Genomic DNA, 14,999 nt, shown 5'->3' with positions numbered 1-14,999 from the left:
CGCGTGAGAGCAAGGTAGGCGCGGCGTTCGCCGCCGAAAAGCCGCCGCGGCGCGTCCGAGTTTTGTTATCCGTTATTCGGTACCAGGCCCCTCCGGAGGCGTTGGCGGGAGGGGCGCCCCCGTGAGGTCAAAGCCCGGGGGTGCAACGCGGGATCGCGGCTCGTCGGCAGGCGTGCTGGCCGGTTGCCACGGCTTCCTGGTCACCGGGCGCTTGGTGACTCCCTCGCCGAAGCTCGTCCGGGCGATCAAAGCGCTCCTCGCGGCGTCGAACTCATCAGGGGAAATCTCGCCCCGATCCCTCGCCCGGCGAAGGCTGTCGAGCATCGAACCCGACTCCGCGCGCGAATCCGACTTGGCCAGCAGCCGGTTCCGGACGACCATGACGACCACCCCGCCGATGATCGCGAGCACGATCATGCCGCCGACCAGTACAAGCAGCACGCCCGTCGGCATCCCTCGATCCACGCCCGCCTGGGCTGGCGTCAGGATCGAGTGAAGAGTTGTAAGGCAGGCTCCCATGCGATGGGCCTCGAACCGGAGCGGGAGGTTATGCGCTGCCAGAGGCGATCGTGTTCCGAATTGGCACGATCAGGTGCGGCACCACGCGGTTGTCGAGCAGGTCCTGAGCGTGGTGGGTCAATGACGCGAGCGCGGTGGCAAGATCATGGATATCGGAAACCGGCCCCTGCCGGCGGACCGTGAGATAGACGCTGATCGGCTCTTCTCGGAAGTCTCCCGAACGCACCTGACGGGCGGACGTGCGAGTCTTGACTTCGAACTGGGCATGGACATCGCACTCGGGCGTAAGGGAGACCCCGAAGACCGGCTGGAAATCGGTGGGCATCGTGTTCGGCGAGTCAACGAGCTGGGCGATGGGCGACCCGGCAAACAGGGCCTCGTAGACGATGGCGTCATGGTTGCCCGAGGCGAGAAGATCGAACCCGTACAGAACTTCGAGGTACTCGATGTCCAGCGGGCTGATGTCCAGGAAATACGGGGCCGTCTCCAGAACGAGGCGGTGGAGCCGGTAGGAGTCCTCGGGCGACTCCGGGTTGACCGAACCTGACCGGATGCTCGTGCGCCGGACGCCAAGCCACTGCTGGGCGGGCTCGCGGGAACCGGACTCAAGTGAGAGCTCGTTCTGGTACCTCCGGAACTTATCGAGCGAGGGAATCTCGCGGCGGATCCGGTCAAAGAGCGACAGCACCGTGTCCCGCCGCATCGGAAGGTCCATCTTGAGGTTGAGTCGCTGGTTGATATAGAAGTCGGCGCACAGAGCGCGGTAGCTGTTCGACATGGCCACAGGGCTCCATCGTTCGGCGGCGTGGACGCAGTGTAGCAGCGGGCGCCGCATGGGCCCCGCCTACGCGGGCTCTAGCTCGCCCGGCGCGACTCGGGCGATACCGACAGCAGCCACTCAAGGATCCGCTGCGTCGATGAAAGATCCTCGACCACAAGGTCGGCGCCTACAGATCGGAGCTCGGCGGTGCCGAACCGACCCGTGGCAACCGCCAGCGACCGGCACCCGTTGACCCTCGCGCACCGAACATCGTGCGGGGTGTCGCCGATGACGGTGACCTGCGAGGGATCGACCCGCCTGGCGTGGATCGCGTGGTACCGCTCAAGGGCGACCGCAGGCAGATGCTCCCGGGATGGTGGATCGTGGGGTGATTCGTCGCCCCAGACCCTGATCCGGAACCCCTCGGGATCGATCCCGCAATGCTTGAGCTTCAGCGTGCCGGTCTCAGGGAAGTTGCCCGTGAGCAGGCCGAGCGTGACCTCCGATGAGGCTTGGAGCGCACGAAGCAGCTCCGGAACACCGGGGAGCGGTCGGGCGATGACCCCCGGCTCGACCAGCCTCGTTGCCAGGTTCCGGCCGTACGCGGCTCTGAACTCCGCGACGGCGACGGCTGATCGAGACTGTTTCGCCACGTTGAAGAAGTCCCCAATGATCAGGGGATCGAGGCGCCCGGCGTAGTCGATGCCATCCGCGGCGAAGTCGGGATGGAAGACGGACCGAGCCGCGTCTTCCATGGCCCGAATGCCGGCGCCACTGGTGGAGATGAGGGTGGCGTCGATGTCAAAGAGGATCAACATGGGTGGAGCACGCCTCAGGCCCGGATCACAAACTCATTCTCTCCCGAAACCTCGGCGATCGAGGCCTCGTGCTCGCCCTTGATATTCCGGTGCATCGCGGTCCGCAACTCGTGGCGGAACAGCTCGATCGTCGCGTGGTCCCCCTGCACCTCCAGCATCACAGAGCCGTCGGCCTCGTTGCGAACAAATCCCGAGACCGGATGCCGCAGGGCCACGCCGCGGGCGGTGACCCGGAAACCGACACCCTGCACACGACCGGAATAGACAACCCTCTGCCGCACGCTCAGAAGGTATGCCGGCCAAGAGGAGCGGCTAGCGCTGCCATTGGGTAGCGGGTGAAGCTGGGCGAACTGTGCTCAGAATGTTGGTCCGGGTTTGACCGGTGCCGCAGGCGTGCTACGTTTGGGGCAGCGTCGCTCAACCCGGTATCCCTGGGTCCCGGCCGCAAGGCCCTATAACCCACGCGGATAAACACGAATCTTGAGCGAGCCGAGCGGTAGCGTCTGTAGGCACAGATCATGTGCCACAACTGGGGCAGGCAATGCGGCCGATCCGGCCGCGGAGATTCGGGCGCTACACGTTTCGCACACGCGGCCTTCAAGGATCCAGCAGCCTTCGGGTTTGAGGTCGTGCCCGCGCGGTGCGGACAGAACGCGGGCTGAGGAAGAATCGCGTGGACGGCGCTCAGGCGTCTATGTCGGAGACGGCGAGCGGCCCGGAATGTCAGGAAGACTGATCCCCGTGACGACAGGACCGGGATACGTAGACGATCGGCAGCGCGTGCTGGAGGCAACAGACCTCGTCCAGCTCGTGGGCGAGCACGTTGCACTCCGGCCGAAGGGGCGGGAGTTCGTCGGCCTCTGCCCGTTTCACGACGATCACTCTCCGTCGATGCACGTTGTGCCGCACAAGGGCATCTTCCACTGCTTCGCGTGCGGCGCCGGCGGCGACGCGTTGACCTTCGTCCGCAACTTCCACAAGATGAGTTTCCGCGAGGCACTGGAGCATCTGGCGCAGCGTGCCCGCATTACACTCACGCCCCGGCGGCACTCGTCGCCAGGGGCCGATGAGGCCGCGAGATCCGCGCGCGAGAGCCTGCTGGCCGCGAACCTCACCGCGTGCGACTTCTTTAGGACGATCCTGCGGCACGAGGAGCACGGGAAGGGGGCGAGGGATCTCATTGCTCGGCGCGGGATCCCGCCGGAAATGGTCCGCGAGTTCGACCTTGGCGCCGCTCCGGCGATGTGGGACGGGCTCGTCAAGACGATCGATGCGAAGCGGATGAAGCATGACGCATTCGTCGCCGCGGGCCTGCTCAAGCGACGGGAAAACGGCGGCTCGTACGACGCGTTCCGGGACCGCCTGATCTTCCCGATCCATGACCAGATCGGCCGCGTCATCGCGTTCGGCGGTCGCCGGCTGAGCGATGCGAAACGGCCGGACGGCACCGAGGATGCGAAGTACCTCAACTCCGCGGAGTCACCGGTCTTCGACAAGGGCGCGACGCTCTACGGTCTGCACCAGGCCGCTCGCGCCATCCAATCGTCCCGCACGGCGATCGTGGTCGAAGGGTATATCGACGTCATTGCGTGCCACGCCGCCGGAGTGCGGAACGTGGTCGCAACTCTGGGCACGGCGATGACCGCGGGCAACGCCCGCCTGCTCCGCCGCCAGTGCGAGGCGATCGTGCTGCTGTTCGACGGCGACGAGGCGGGTCAGCGCGCAGCACAGCGGGCTGTTGAGGTCTTCTTCTCGGAGCGCGTGGACCTCCGGATTGCAAGGCTCTCAGATGTCACCGACGCCAAGGACCCGGATGAACTCCTCAAACGGGAGGGTGGCGCCGCGACATTCAGGGAGGCGATCGCCCGCGCCGTTGACCCGTTCCGGATGCTGCTCTCACGGGTCGAATCGGAGATGTCAAACCGGGGGGTGGCGGCCCAGAGCCGGATCGTCGAGGAGTTTATTGCCCGCCTTGCCGACCTCGGCCTGGATCGCATCGAGCCCGCATTCCGGCAAATGATCGTCAGGCGGCTCTCGCAACTCACCGGAGTGGAATCGGACGTGCTGTTCGGCAGCATTGGGAGCCGTACCGACCGAGCCGGGGGCCAGCGGCGCTCCGCGGGCTCGGTGTCGGACAGCACCCACGAGCCTCCCGAGCGTCGCCGCCGGATGAACGGAAGAGAGCGGTTGATCGGGTGTCTGCTCTGCGATCCACAACTGGTCCACGCGTTGTCTGATCGTGATCGTGGGCTGATCTGGCCACCGGATTCGCGAGCGACGAAGGACGACATGGCGGTGTCCGGGGCTGTCGAGCAGCTGGTGCACGAGGGTGAGCCCCCGTCGCTTGCAGCCGTCCTGTCGCGACTCGAGGACGTCGAATCCCAGCACATCGCGACGTGGCTGGCCTCCGAGGTGGATCGCCTGGCGGAACGGAACCTGGAGGCCGTCCGACGGCTGTGGAAGGAATGGCTGGACGAGGCACGGCGCGGGCACGATGGCGTGTCGGCGCCTCCTTCTTCTGGATGGGACGATGCGGCCGCGCGTCTGGAGTCGCTCCGGCGTCGCGCGGCGGACGTTGGCACGGACCGGAGAGCCATGCCCAGGGCGTCGTAGGGGGCAAAGAAAAATGCACGGTGGGCCGACGCGTGAGCGGTCCACCGCGAAGGATACAGGGACGAGGTTGGTCTGCAGCGGAACGGTCAGGAGACGCATGTGATCTGTGATCTTCATCCAGCGATGGCGCAGCTGGTCGACGTGAGCCGTGAGCGCAAGTGGCTCAGTTATGAGGAGTTGAACAACACCCTCCCCGACGAGATGGTCGACCCCGAGCGTCTGCACGAACTGCTCGTGCACTTGGACCAGCTTGGCATTGAGCTGATCGACGAGATGGAATACAGGGCGCGCCGGTGGAGGGAGAGCAAGAAGCGCGGCGGCGCGAGCGTCGCATCGCCCGAGGCGCGGCAGACCCCGGCGGCGCTGGCGAGGAGCGCCCGCGCGATGAGCGTCCCGGGCGGCGAGCGGATGGAGGAACCGGGCTGGCTCCGGATGACACTCCCGAACGGCCAGGAGATCGTCGCCGAGCGGCCTGTTCCGGCGAAGGCGGCGGTAGACCCTGAAGAGGAAGCGATCCGAAACGAACTCGCTGCGGCGCTCGCGGAGGGGGGGCATGCCAAGCGAATCGACGATCCGGTGAGGATGTACCTCTCGCAGATGGGATCGATCCCGCTGCTCACCCGTGACGAGGAAGTACGGCTCGCCAAGAAGATCGAGACGACGCGGATGATTTTCCGGCGGCGCGTGCTCGAGAACGATTATGCGGTCGTTCAAGCTGTGGACATGCTGCGGCAAGTCGCAGACGGCTCCCTGCCGTTTGACCGGACGATGCGCATCTCAACGGCCGAGGAGAACGCGAAGGGCAAGATCACGCTCCGTATCCCGTACAACCTCAGGACACTGGACAAACTGCTCTCGCTGAACCGGACGGACTGGGAGTCTCTCGAACAGGCGCGCCAAGCCGGCGACCAGAATCGGGCGACCGAGCTGCGCGAGCGGATCTCGACAAGACGCCGCAAGATGGCGGCGCTCACCGAGGAGTTGAGCCTCCGGACCGGCCGCATCATCCCGCTGATGAAGCGGCTGCGGAGCATGAACACCAAGATGCGGGACCTCCAGTCGGAACTTCGCCGCGCCGAGCGGATGCCCAAGCGGTACGAGGCCGACGATGTGCAGGTGATCCGGGACGAGCTGAACGGCCTGAGGTCGCTGTTGATGGAGGAGCCCGACGACCTGGCCCGCCGGATCAAGGACATCGAGACCGTCTTCTGGGAGTACGAGCAGGCTAAACGGGACCTCGCCGGGGGCAACCTCCGTCTGGTCGTGTCGATCGCCAAGAAGTACCGCAATCGCGGCCTGCCCTTCCTCGACGTGATCCAGGAGGGCAACACGGGCCTGCTCCGCGCGGTCGACAAGTACGAGTACAAGCGGGGCTACAAGTTCAGCACCTACGCGACGTGGTGGATCCGCCAGGCCATCACGCGGGCGATTGCCGATCACGCGCGGACGATCCGCGTTCCCGTCCACATGATCGAGACGATGACGCGGCTGAGGAACATCCAGAAACTGCTGCTCCAGGAGACTGGCCGGGAGCCGACGATCGAGGAACTCGCCGAAAAGGCCGGGATGAACGTGTGGGAAGTCCGGCGCGTAATGAAGATCAGCCGCCACCCCGTGTCGCTCGACCGTCCCGTCGGCGAGAGCGAGGACTCCTATTTCGGTGACTTCATCGAGGACGAGCGTCAGGGCTCCCCATCCGATACGGCGGCGCAGGAGATGCTCCGCAACCGGATCGAGCACGTGTTGCGCGGCCTGACCTATCGCGAGCGGGAGATCATCAAGCTTCGATACGGGATCGGCGACGGGTACACGTACACGCTCGAGGAGGTCGGGCGGATCTTCAAGGTCACACGCGAGCGCGTCAGGCAGGTCGAGGCGAAGGCGATCCGCAAGCTCCAGCACCCCGTGCGTGCGCGCAAGCTTGAGGGCTTTGTTGACGGCAGCGAAGTCGAGAGCGGTGAAATCGTCGACTGAGTTTCCGCCGGCATGACTGGCAGCGCCAAATGGAGAGTCTGGGGTGCCGGCCTCGAGGAGGGCGCCGTTTCACAGATGGAGGCCGCCTGCCGGCTTCCGGTAGCGGTGGTTGGCGCGCTGATGCCGGACGCCCACCAGGGGTACGGCCTGCCCATCGGGGGAGTTCTCGCGACCGAGAACGCTGTCATTCCCTACGCGGTCGGGGTTGATATCGCCTGCCGGATGAGGTTAACCGTTCTCGACATTCCGTCGACAAGCCTGGCAAAGCCCGCCGAACGGCAGCAGTTGATCCATGCGCTGGAGTCCAAGACGTGTTTCGGCGTCGGCGGCACACTCCAGCGACGGGCCGAGCACGAGGTTCTTGACCTTGATTGGACCGTCAGCCGCGTCACCCGCGAGGGCAAGGACAAGGCCTGGTCGCAGCTGGGGACCAGCGGATCCGGCAACCACTTCGTCGAGTATGGCACGCTCACCCTGGAGAAGCCCGACCTTGGGCTGGTGGCGGGCGAGTACCTCGCCCTGCTCTCCCACAGCGGCAGCCGCGGCACTGGCGCGGCGGTCTGCAACCACTACTCTCGCCTGGCGATGAGCCTGCACGACGACCTGCCCAAGGACCTTCGCTATCTTGCCTGGCTCGACCTGGACTCGCAGGAAGGCCGCGAGTACTGGGACGCGATGAACCTCATGGGCGCGTACGCCGCGGCGAACCACGAGGTCATCCACCGGCGAATCCTTAGAGAGCTTGGCGCGGACCCGCTGGCGTCCATCGAGAATCACCACAACTTCGCGTGGAAGGAGCGCCACGACCCTGGAGACGGCCGTGGGGAGCGAGATCTGATTGTGCACCGAAAGGGCGCAACACCGGCCGGAGTTGGCGTGCTGGGAGTCATCCCTGGAACGATGGCTTCGCCGGGGTTTGTGGTGCGGGGGCGGGGCTCCCGTGAATCGCTGCTGTCGGCGAGCCACGGCGCGGGGCGGGCGATGTCTCGCACAAGGGCCCGCGAGCAGTACCGAATCAAGACAGTCGCCAAGGATCTGGAGACTCACGGGGTCGAAGTCCTTTCAGCAGGCTCGGACGAGGTGCCGGGGGCATACAAGGACATCCACGAGGTGATGTCGCACCAGTCAGATCTGGTCGAGGTCATCGCCCGCTTCGACCCGAGGATCGTCAAGATGGCGCCCGAGGGTGAACGGCCGGAAGACTGATGCCGGCTAGCCGGCGACTAATCGGGCGACACGATCTCGACAGCCCGATCAAGCAGTTCGTCCCTTCCCTCGATGATCCCTGTGCGTGTGCGATTGACCGGGTCCGTCGGCTGGACGGGCTTGCCGTGGTACTGGGAGCCGTCGTGACGCAGTACCTTCATACCGGTGAACGAGGCGGAGTAGCCGCCGGGCAAGAGGAGCGAGTTGACGTTGCCGTTCGTCCCTGCCGTGGGCTGGCCGACGATGCGTGCAAGGGCGTAGTTTTCGACCATGGCCATGTACGTCTCGGCATAGGAAATCGCCCGACCGTCGATGATGAATGCGGTCGGGCACTTCAGCCGCGGCCGCGCTGGCCGAACCGTCCAGTTCGAGAACTCAAAATCCCGGTGGAGCCCATCTGGCCACGTGATGATCGGGACATTCCAACGCGAGCAGGTGATCGGCGTGTCGATCAAGTGGGCCAGGACAATTGTCGAGAGCTTGCCCGGGTATCCACGCAGATCGAAGACGATCCCGGCGGCTTTCTCCAGGTCCGGCAGGGCCCCTCGGAACGCTGCATCGTCGATCCGATCGATGTCCACGTACCAGATCCCCGGACTCAGCTCGGCGATCGGCTTCGGCCGAGGCTCAACGACCGGCGTCTCCCGGACAGCCCGCGGCAGGGCCACCCCACGCTGCGCTCCACCCGGGGATTCAAGAACAAGCAGGACCGGCCGCGAAGAATCGCCCCTGAGCATCTCTTGGAGCGCCTGGTGGTTGATCCAGCCCGCCGTCGCCCCAGAGGTGAGCGCCCGGGCTTCGTCAAACACGGTCCTTGCTGGCACCCCGTCGATTGAGACAACAACATCGCCCCTCTCCGGCCCATCCGCGGCCTCGGCTACTTGGGTGACGACCAGCTGGTCCTCAACCCAATCCCACGCGATCGGGAGGGTGTAGGCGGAGGCCCGGGAGGCGTGCCCCACATGCACATGCCCATCGTGAAGGGCGGCCAGCATGCGCCGCAGCGTGTCCACGAATGCCCCCTCGTCCGCGTCCATCCCGGCCCGCCGGAGGGCGGCAGGAAGTTCAGCGGCCCAGTCGGAGTCGACCGCATCGAAGTACGGATAGAAGTGCTGGAGCGCATTCCAGCACAGGATCACATCCGCCAGGCGAACCGCGCGATCGTCACCCAAGGGGCGCCAGCGGACGGGCCATGCGTCACGCGGGCTCGCCGGCTCATCGACGACCGGCAGGGTGGAGCGGGAGTCGGCACACAGAGTAATCGGCACCGAGCACCACACCCCGCCGCCAAGGTCGGCGGCGATGGCCGCGCCGAGCGGCGGAATCGGAGAAGACCCGGGATCCTCCCCGATTGGACGGCGCACACGGGAACTTCGGTAGATCGTCTTGGCGTCCTTCCCCAGCCCCGCGAGCTGCGGGCCGAGGCCGTGGTGCCGCCACGCGATGACGAATCCCGGTTCCTGGACGCCACTCTCCCCTTCACGCGGCTCGCGGTCGCCGTTTGCGAGCTGCTTCAGAGCGTCGGCGTCGGGTGCTTCGACAGGTTCCGTCTCGATCCGGACGGTCGGCGCGTAAGGCAAGATCAACGCCCTGAGACTCGCGGCGAGGTCGTTGGCATCACGGGCGGCCTCGACCCTGCGTACCCCCTCGATCGCGATCGCGTCCCAATCGGCCTTTGCGGCCTGATCGGAGGGATGGAAGTACCTCACGTAGCCGAGCAGCCTGGCCAACGCGATCAGATTCTCCATGCCGCGGTCGGAGACCGGAGCGGGCGGATCGACAATCCGGGGTGTGTCATCCACGCCGAACGAGAGCCCATCGACCCAGACGGTGACCCCCTCGTTGGCCCCGATGACAAGGCATCCGATTGCGATCGCCGTGGCGTCATCGGCAACGGGACCGGCGATCACGCATTGCGACCATAGATCGGAGGTGACCGGACGGTCGTTCATGTTGTCGAAGAATCCCGGCCGCGGATTCCCCCCGGCTTCCGGCGCCCGATCCACCCGCAGCCAGAGCTGGGCTCTCGCATCCGAGCCCTCGGGCCGCTCGATCCTGACTTGGCCGGAGAGAGCGACCCGCTTGCCGCGGAACGCGGCCGCGTCGAACATCTGCATGACGTTGCCGAACGGAGCCTCCCGGCCCTTCCGGCTGCCGACGATCTGGAGACACTGTGCGCCCTCAACGGCGCCGTGATCCGAGATGGAGGCCTTGATGCCGGGAGTAGGAACGAACCACCCTGGCGGCGCGCTGCCGGGAGCCCCCGACTCAAAGTCGAGATTCCCCGGCGCCTTGACGGGCTGGGCCCACAATGGGGTGCAGCACAACTGTACGGCGATGCAAAAAAGCCACGCTCGCTGCATGGGTGTCCCCTGTGGGTCTTCCCCATGGAGGATACCGCGGGGAATCGGGGCGGTTGAGTGATCAGGCAATCAGGCCTGCTGCATCATCAGGTTCCCGGCCGCATCAGCTTCTTGAGGAATGGGGTCAGCACGAGCATGAGCGCCGCCGCAACCGAGCACGCCACGACAAACAGGAAGAAGAAGTCCCCCTGCCCGCCGAAGTTCCACGGCAGCTTGTAGTCGCCCTGCTCAACAGCCTTCACCTGGGCGGCGACCAATCCGCCGCCGAGATTGGCAATGAACGACGACACGAACCAGATGCCCATCAGGAGCGAGACGAACTTCACGGGCGCGGCCTTGGTGACGTACGACAGGCCGGTCGGCGAGAGGCACAACTCGCCGACGGTGTGCCAGAAGTAGAGCAGGAAGATGTACATCATGCCGGCCTTGGCCGCGCCGCCTGCGGCGATGGCCCCGGCACGCACCATGAACAGGTAGCCGACGCCGAGGAAGAAGATGCCAAGGAAGATCTTGATGGGCTGGCTCGGGTTGAGTTTCCTGCGGCCCAGAGCGGTCCAGAGCCAGGCGAAGAAGGGCGCCATGATGAAGATCAGTCCGGCATTCACGGACTGGAACCACGAGGCCGGGATCTCGAATCCGAACAGATCGCGATCGGTGTTCTGCTTCGTGAAGAGGTTGATGCTCGATCCCGCCTGCTCGAATCCCATCCAGAACACGGCGTTGAAGAGCATGAACACGAAGATCGTGATCACCGGGCCACGATCCTCGGGCCGGTTGTTCGCGAGGAACCAGCCGACCCACCCGAGGATGATCGCCAACAGCGCCGCGACGACTGCCCAGCCGAGTGGCGGCCTGGATTGCAGGTACTCGACGCCGCTGTTCAGTGTGCGGGTCATCCCCGAGTGGTAGAGGTAGCCGAAGAGCGCCGAGGCCACGAGCGAAAGGAGGAGGAAGATCATCGCATTCCGCCACGCCCCCGCCCGGGGGGCCTCGCCGATACCGATGAGATACCGCGGCTTCCCCCACAGGTAGAGGCACATCCCCAGGAGCATCCCGACCGCGGCAGACCCGAAGCCCCAGTGCCAGCCGACCTTCTCACCAAGCGTGCCGCACACGTAGGCGCAGAGGAACGCACCGAGATTGATGCCCATGTAGAAAATGGTGAAAGCACCGTCCCGGCGTGGATCGTCCTGACCGTACAACTGCCCGACCATCACCGACACCGTCGGCTTGAAGAAGCCGGTGCCGAGCACAATCACCGCGAGTCCGCCGATGAAGGTTGACATCCCCACCGCGTTGAGCGCCAGTTCGCCGAATCCGGATACGCCCAGGATGATGTGCCCCATGGCGATCAGGATGCTCCCGATGACCATCGACCGGTGCGTACCGATGAGCTTGTCCGCGAGCAGGCCGCCGAGGATGGGCAGCAGGTACGCCAGGCCCGTGTACCAGCCGTAGAGCGTGTTTGCGGAGCCCTCGCTCCAGTTTCGCCCGCTGTCGTGGGAGTTCAAGGCCAGCACCGCGACGAACGGACGATCAGTGCCCAGGCTCTTGTCGGGCTTGATCTCCGCCGTCACCAGTTCGGCATTGTCGTTGATCGTAAAGAATGTCTGCTTGGTGCCGTCCACTCCACGTTCGAGCTTGATCACGCAGGACACCGGCACATCGGTCGGATTCGTCACGACATACCCGAACTCGCCGCCGACAAACGGCCCGCCCTCCGGGCCGCTCACGGTGTGATACCCCGAGTCCGCATCGTCCGCCGCGACCCAGACTTGCTTGCTCGCATCCGAGGGATCCGCCACCTGCTTGGCCGGTCGGATCACCAGAACCGGGTTCCCGGTCGGCTTTGGAGCCGGTGGAACGGCCGGCTTGGCGTCGCCGATGTCCAGCAGGATCGTCCGCTCCTGCGCGGCGATGGCCTGCGTGGGCTGGAGAGGCTTTTCTTCGAAGACCAGGGTGTTCTCGTATGTCCCCGGCCCCACCTGTTTCGCTGAGATCACCGCGACGAGGTACAGCGTGAGCAGCGCCCGCATGCCGTAATAGCTGAACCGCTCCCACATTTCGACCAGGAACAGCAGGAACAAGCCCGGCGGGTGCCCCATGATGGTGCTCCCGCTCTGCTGCACGCCGACGCCCAAACCGGGGTTCTTCGTATCCGCCATGGAATCCTCTTCTCCCGGCAGGACGCCGGATCCCTCCACGATACCAACCGTCTTCGCTCCCCGCACGGCCGGGGTGGCCCAATCCGGGCCCGCATTCCCGCCCTTGTCGGCTGCCTGCCGCCGCTGTGTCCAATCCCCGCATCGGCAGCGAGTCCGGGGCAGGCTGGCACCCGGGCTTGGTGTGGCTGTGACCAGCTACACTCTCCGCCGACGCTCGGACGCCACGCCGGATGCAAAACAAGCTCCGCCTCGACATCCTCCCGCAACCGGACGAGACCGCCTGCGGCCCAACCTGCCTGCACGCTGTCTATCGGTATTTCCGCCGCGACTTGCCCCTGGACCAGTTGCTCCGCGAAGTCCGTCGACTTGAAAATGGCGGCACCCTTGCGGTCATCCTCGCCTGCCATGCCCTCCGGAGGGGCTTCAAGGCGACGATCTACACCTACAACGTCCGCATGTTCGACCCAACCTGGTTTGAATCAGGTCAGGACGGACTCGCGGCGAAGCTCGCCGCGCAGGCCCGCTATAAGCAAAAAAAGCGGCTCCAGGCCGCAACCGAGGGGTACCTTGAGTTCCTGACACGTGGAGGCCGGCTGGAGTTCGAGGACCTGACGACGGACCTGCTGGTCCGGCACCTCTCTCGGGGTGTTCCCATCCTCACCGGCTTGAGCGCGACCTACCTCTACCGAGCACCACGGGAGTACGGGCCAAAGTCGGACTACGACGACGTCCGGGGCGACCCCGCGGGCCACTTCGTCGTGCTCTGCGGCTACGACGAAGCCAGCCGGAAGGTGCTGGTGGCCGACCCGCTGCACCCGAACCCGTGGTTCGAGAGCCACCTCTACGAGATCGATGTGGAACGGGTCATCTGCTCGATCCTCCTCGGGATCGTCACCTACGACCCGGATCTGGTAATCCTCGAGCCACTAGGCAGAGGCTCGCCCGACGCTAGCAAGGGCAGCGCGACCGACCGGGGCACGGCCCCCAAAGCAGGCAAGGCAGCCAGGCAGGACACCAAACCGGTCCCACGCTCGGCGGAAGCCCAATCTTCCCGCGGCGGGACACGAGCACGAGGCGCGGGGGACTCCGATGGACATCCTGATCGTCGTTAACAACCCGAACGACTGGCCGCTGGACACCCCGGGCGTGGAACTGGTTTCGGCACGCGCCTACCTGTCCGACCCTCAGTACAGCGACCTGCGCGGCGCCAAGGTCTTCAACCTCTGCCGATCGTATCGCTACCAGAGTTTCGGCTACTACGTATCGCTCCTCGCCGCGGCTCGCGGCCACAAACCACTGCCGAGCATCACCACCATCCAGGACCTCAAACTCCAGACGATGATCCGCCTGGCCGGCGATGATCTCGATTCGCTGATCCAGAAATCCTTCTCGCACATCCAGTCCCCCACTTTCGATCTCAGTATCTACTTTGGCCGGAACATCGCGGAGCGGTACGACCGCCTGGCGCTCGCCCTGTTCAACCTTTTTCCAGCCCCACTCCTGCGCGCGAAGTTCACACACGACGAGGGCCGCTGGGAACTGCGGAGCATCAACCCCATCCCCGCGAGCGAGATCCCGACCGAGCACTGGCTGTTCATGCTCTACGCGGCGAACCAGTACTTCCTCACGCGCCGGGCTCCCAAGAAAGTACCCGAGAGCCCGCGACTGGATCTCGCCATCCTCTACAACCCCGACGAGGAAAGCGCCCCGTCGAGCAAGGGTGCCATCGATCGCTTTGTCAAGGCGGCAAAGGCCGTCGGGTTTGATCCAGAGATCATCGGAAAGGATGACTTCGGGCGGCTCGCCGAGTTCGAGGCCCTCTTTATCCGCGAGACGACCGCAGTCAACCACCACACCTACCGCTTCGCCCGGCGCGCGGCGGCCGAGGGGCTCGCCGTCATCGACGACCCACTGTCGATCGTCCGCTGCACCAACAAGGTCTACCTCGCCGAGCTGCTCGACCGCCACGGGGTACCGAGCCCTCGCACCATGATCGTCCACCGCGACAATATCGATCAGGTCCCGCTGTGGGTTGGCTATCCATGTGTCCTCAAGACTCCCGACGGGGCGTTCTCCCGCGGAGTCGTCAAGGTGAGCACGGCCGACGAGCTGGACCGTGCTCTTCAGGCCATGCTGGCGAAGTCCGACCTGGTCATCGCCCAGGCGTACCTCCCTTCCGAGTTTGATTGGCGCGTCGGCGTGCTCAACCGGAAACCCCTGTTCGTGAGCAAGTACCACATGGCGCGCGGCCACTGGCAGATCGTCCAGACCGACAGCGCCGGGAAGAAGGACTTTGGCAAGGTGGAGACCATGGCGGTGTCGGAGGCCCCGAAACGGGTCGTCAATCTGGCCGTCAAGGCCGCTAACCTCATCGGGGACGGGCTCTACGGTGTCGATCTCAAGCAGGTGAAGGGGAAGTGCTACGTCATGGAAGTCAACGACAATCCCAATATTGATTCGGGCTACGAGGACCGGTACCTCAAGGGTGACCTCTACCTCGCGGTCATGCAGGTGCTCTTCGACCGGGCGATGGCCGGCCGTCGTGGGCCCGGTAGTCCCCAGCCTGCCGCTCGCTAGATCG

General features: G+C 65.4%; 11 protein-coding genes. 5 read left to right on the top strand and 6 right to left on the bottom strand.

The features are described from left to right. Window positions 1–72: 72 nt before the first annotated feature. The 4 genes from KF745_02075 to KF745_02060 all read right to left on the bottom strand — a co-directional run bounded on the left by KF745_02075 (window position 73) and on the right by KF745_02060 (window position 2,378). Complete coding sequence (locus tag KF745_02075; protein ID MBX3357193.1) at window positions 73–519, bottom strand: SHOCT domain-containing protein; 447 nt, start codon at window positions 517–519, stop codon at window positions 73–75. Window positions 520–547: 28 nt separating this feature from the next. Then, the gene (locus KF745_02070) at window positions 548–1,297 is read right to left on the bottom strand and encodes a hypothetical protein (protein MBX3357192.1); all 750 of its coding nucleotides are present in this window, start codon (window positions 1,295–1,297) and stop codon (window positions 548–550) included. 77 nt (window positions 1,298–1,374) lie between these two features. After that, window positions 1,375–2,097, bottom strand: a complete 723-nt coding sequence (locus KF745_02065) for a haloacid dehalogenase-like hydrolase (GenBank protein ID MBX3357191.1) — start codon at window positions 2,095–2,097, stop codon at window positions 1,375–1,377. Window positions 2,098–2,111: 14 nt separating this feature from the next. Continuing rightward, window positions 2,112–2,378 (bottom strand): acylphosphatase, encoded by a 267-nt coding sequence (locus KF745_02060; GenBank protein MBX3357190.1) that lies wholly within the window; start codon window positions 2,376–2,378, stop codon window positions 2,112–2,114. Window positions 2,379–2,838: 460 nt separating this feature from the next. Between KF745_02060 and dnaG the strand changes: the two genes are divergently transcribed. The 3 genes from dnaG (at window position 2,839) to KF745_02045 (ending at window position 7,890) form a co-directional block, all read left to right on the top strand. After that, the gene (gene dnaG / locus KF745_02055; GenBank protein ID MBX3357189.1) at window positions 2,839–4,710 is read left to right on the top strand and encodes a DNA primase; all 1,872 of its coding nucleotides are present in this window, start codon (window positions 2,839–2,841) and stop codon (window positions 4,708–4,710) included. A 123-nt stretch (window positions 4,711–4,833) separates the two neighbouring features. Beyond that, complete coding sequence (gene rpoD / locus KF745_02050) at window positions 4,834–6,684, top strand: RNA polymerase sigma factor RpoD (GenBank protein MBX3357188.1); 1,851 nt, start codon at window positions 4,834–4,836, stop codon at window positions 6,682–6,684. Window positions 6,685–6,696: 12 nt separating this feature from the next. Beyond that, window positions 6,697–7,890 (top strand): RtcB family protein, encoded by a 1,194-nt coding sequence (locus KF745_02045; GenBank protein MBX3357187.1) that lies wholly within the window; start codon window positions 6,697–6,699, stop codon window positions 7,888–7,890. A gap of 17 nt (window positions 7,891–7,907) precedes the next feature. Here the strand turns inward: KF745_02045 and KF745_02040 are convergent, their stop codons facing one another. Both KF745_02040 and KF745_02035 read right to left on the bottom strand, forming a co-directional pair. After that, window positions 7,908–10,253, bottom strand: a complete 2,346-nt coding sequence (locus KF745_02040) for a hypothetical protein (GenBank protein MBX3357186.1) — start codon at window positions 10,251–10,253, stop codon at window positions 7,908–7,910. Window positions 10,254–10,339: 86 nt separating this feature from the next. Further along, window positions 10,340–12,418, bottom strand: coding sequence for a peptide MFS transporter (locus KF745_02035; GenBank protein MBX3357185.1), 2,079 nt, complete (start codon window positions 12,416–12,418; stop codon window positions 10,340–10,342). Between the two features lie 230 nt (window positions 12,419–12,648). Between KF745_02035 and KF745_02030 the strand changes: the two genes are divergently transcribed. Both KF745_02030 and KF745_02025 read left to right on the top strand, forming a co-directional pair. Then, window positions 12,649–13,530 (top strand): C39 family peptidase, encoded by an 882-nt coding sequence (locus tag KF745_02030; GenBank protein MBX3357184.1) that lies wholly within the window; start codon window positions 12,649–12,651, stop codon window positions 13,528–13,530. Then, window positions 13,508–14,995, top strand: coding sequence for a RimK family protein (locus KF745_02025; protein ID MBX3357183.1), 1,488 nt, complete (start codon window positions 13,508–13,510; stop codon window positions 14,993–14,995). Before KF745_02030 ends, KF745_02025 begins: the two co-directional genes overlap by 23 nt. The last annotated feature ends 4 nt before the right edge of the window (window positions 14,996–14,999 follow it).

The organism is Phycisphaeraceae bacterium, from assembly GCA_019636655.1.
GTDB lineage: Bacteria > Planctomycetota > Phycisphaerae > Phycisphaerales > UBA1924 > JAHBXB01.
This window is presented reverse-complemented; position numbering and strand designations above follow the sequence as displayed.

Coding starts and splice junctions, on each gene's coding strand:
- KF745_02075 (MBX3357193.1), bottom strand. CDS start 519: ATGGGAGCCTGCCTTACAACTCTTCACTCGATCCTGACGCCAGCCCAG.
- KF745_02070 (MBX3357192.1), bottom strand. CDS start 1,297: ATGTCGAACAGCTACCGCGCTCTGTGCGCCGACTTCTATATCAACCAG.
- KF745_02065 (MBX3357191.1), bottom strand. CDS start 2,097: ATGTTGATCCTCTTTGACATCGACGCCACCCTCATCTCCACCAGTGGC.
- rpoD (MBX3357188.1), top strand. CDS start 4,834: ATGGCGCAGCTGGTCGACGTGAGCCGTGAGCGCAAGTGGCTCAGTTAT.
- KF745_02045 (MBX3357187.1), top strand. CDS start 6,697: ATGACTGGCAGCGCCAAATGGAGAGTCTGGGGTGCCGGCCTCGAGGAG.
- KF745_02040 (MBX3357186.1), bottom strand. CDS start 10,253: ATGCAGCGAGCGTGGCTTTTTTGCATCGCCGTACAGTTGTGCTGCACC.
- KF745_02035 (MBX3357185.1), bottom strand. CDS start 12,418: ATGGCGGATACGAAGAACCCCGGTTTGGGCGTCGGCGTGCAGCAGAGC.
- KF745_02030 (MBX3357184.1), top strand. CDS start 12,649: ATGCAAAACAAGCTCCGCCTCGACATCCTCCCGCAACCGGACGAGACC.
- KF745_02025 (MBX3357183.1), top strand. CDS start 13,508: ATGGACATCCTGATCGTCGTTAACAACCCGAACGACTGGCCGCTGGAC.